Annotated in this window: 1 protein-coding gene; it reads right to left on the bottom strand. The window is 67.4% G+C overall.

The window, feature by feature from the left end:
- Positions 1-2222: clostripain-related cysteine peptidase (locus ACE3UY_RS18360; protein ID WP_374688933.1), on the bottom strand; the 2222-nt coding region annotated here is incomplete at its 3' end.
- Positions 2223-2506 lie beyond the last annotated feature (284 nt).

Below are 2506 nucleotides of genomic sequence, written 5' to 3'. Positions count from 1 at the left end.
TTGATGGCGAAGACGATAGGCTCCCACTCGAACTCCAGCGTGAACGCCCCCTCGCCCCAGTCAGGGTAGTAGATGCCATCGATCTCGCGCGTGTCGCCGCTGTCGATGTAGTCCATGTCGATGACGTTGACCGAGTTGGCCTCGCGGTCGTAGAAGCCGGCGAATAGGTAGATGTAGCCAATGTTCTCGCCGTCCACGTCGGCGCTCATCAGGATCGTCTCGCCCGGCGCGACCGAATCGGCCGACACCGACAGCGGCGACACGTTGATCGTCCCCGCGCCCGGCGCGGCGATGGTCACGCCCCGCTCCGGGATGGTCAGCGAGCCGGCCGTGTCCTGGAATTGGCGGCCGGTGTAGTGGAAGTTCAGGTAATCATCCCACAGCGACACCTCGGCAAAGCGGCGGGCTACCGGCACGTAGCTCTGCGGGCCGGCGGCGGCCGAGCCGTACAGTTGCGAGTTGGGGAAGTAGATCGACAGACCGGTCGCGCCCGGCTTCTGCGCACCACTCATCTCGGCCACGACGGTGTTCTCGAACGCGCCAAACATCCCCTCGACCACCGTACGCAGGTTCTGATCGCCCGTCTCGCGCACCAGCAGCGCGGCGAAGTGGGCCAGGTCGATGTAGGACGGCGGCACGTTCTGACCGAAAATACTGGTGAACGGTTGGGCGTAGTTGCGCGCCTTGGCCACGACGCGCTGATCCATATTTTGCAGGTACAGGGCGAACTGGTTCAGCCCATCAATGGCCGCCGGCATCTGGCTCAAGTCCACCGCCGCCAGGGTGACGCTCTGCCCCAGCTGGTTCGCCACCTGCTGGGCCGAAGCGCGCCCGGCGAAGGCGGCGCGGGCCTGCGGGTCCTGCACGCGCTGGTCGCCAACGATGTAGGTATCCACGATCCATTGGCCCAGTTCGCGGCCGGTCACGTCGGGGTTCTGGGCCAGCTGGCTCAGGAAGGCGGTGTAGGCCCAGCCGACGGCCGGCTCCACCTCCTGCGAGGCGGCGGCGTAGCGGGCGTGGGGGGCCAACGCGGTGAAGACCTCCATGTGCCCCATCAGGCAGGCGTCCATGCCGATCAACTCGAAGGCGTCGATGCCCGCCTGCTGGCGCACGGCCGTCAGCGCGCTGTCGATGTCGTGCAGGTAGAGCGCGTCGCCGATGGCCTGGGCCAGCGGGATACCCTGGCCGCCCGAACCGCCGCGCGGCTCCGGGTCGGTCCAGCCGCCCGGCCAGCCCATGCCGTGGTCGGACATGATCAGCACGTACTTGTCGGCCGGGAAGTTCTGCGCCGCCCAGGCCACGAAGTCGGCCAGCGTCTGCGGGTCGGACATATCCGCCTCGCCGATGGATTCGTAGGGCGAGGTGATGCGATCCAGATCGGCGTCCTGTTGCAGCAGGAAGCGGCGCGTGTCCGTCCAGTTGCCATCACCATCGAAGCCGCCCTGGTAGCGGTCGAGTTGGGCGACGATGCGCACGCGGTCGGTGGAGCCGACGCGCTCAGCCTCGTTGAAGTCGATGAAGATGTCCTGCTCCAGCACCTTATCGTCGGCGTCCTGGTAGAGCATGATCGTCCAGGTCTGGTCGGCCGTGGGGCCGGCGGCGGCCGGCGCGGGCAGGGAGTTGGCCGCGGCGGTGGTGATGGTTCCGCCCGTGCCCTGGCCGACCACGTCGCCGCTACCCTGAAAGCTGGGGGCGGGCTGGGCGTTGCTGACGACCGTCGGCAGCGGTTGCGTCGTCGGCAATGCGCCGCCCAGCAGGTCGCCCAGGTCTTCCACCTGGCCGGCGCTGGGCTGCGAGACGGTGTCCTGTTGCGTCTGGCCGGTGTCGAACACGTCGCCGCCGTCGTCGCCGCCCGCGCCGAAGAGCATGTAGGCGATCAGGGCGCACAGGGCCAGCAGGACGCCGCCGCCACCGGCCGCGCCGCGCATGCCGCCGGGGAAGCCACCCATCCCGCCCGACGAGGGCATGTAGCCCCCGCCGCCCCCGGTCGAGGGGGGCGCGAAGCCGCCGCCCGATGAGGACGGCCGGTCATCGCGGCGTGGGGCCTCGGCGCGCCCGCTGCTGGGGCGGTCGCTGCCCGGCCGGCGGCGCTGGCCGCGGATGGTGCGCTTGGGCGGCTGTTCGGCCATGAGATGAATGAAGGGGAGTTGCGGCTCCCCGCCCTCCGCGCCGGCCAGCGCGGGACGATACTCGACGTTGACTGCTCGGTGCTTGCGTATCACGATCTTCCTCCTCGCTTACGTTACTCTGTAGTGTAAACAAACGGTGGGAAAAGGCGAACCGTTTTCTCTGAGACATGCGTCCTTTGCCACTTTCGTAGCCCGCATCCTCAGATGCGGGCGGGTACATCGGCGCATAGCGCGCATCTGAGGATGCGCACTCAACAGGCGTATTCTTAACAACGTACACCCTGTCAGTGTATGGGGCAGCCAGAGAAATCGCTATGGCCCATAGATATAAATTGGTTGTTCTCCCTACCCCTTTCAGGCATGATCAGGCCCATGAC

The organism is Promineifilum sp. (SeqCode) (assembly GCF_041918635.1).
Taxonomy (GTDB): domain Bacteria; phylum Chloroflexota; class Anaerolineae; order Promineifilales; family Promineifilaceae; genus Promineifilum.
This window is presented reverse-complemented; position numbering and strand designations above follow the sequence as displayed.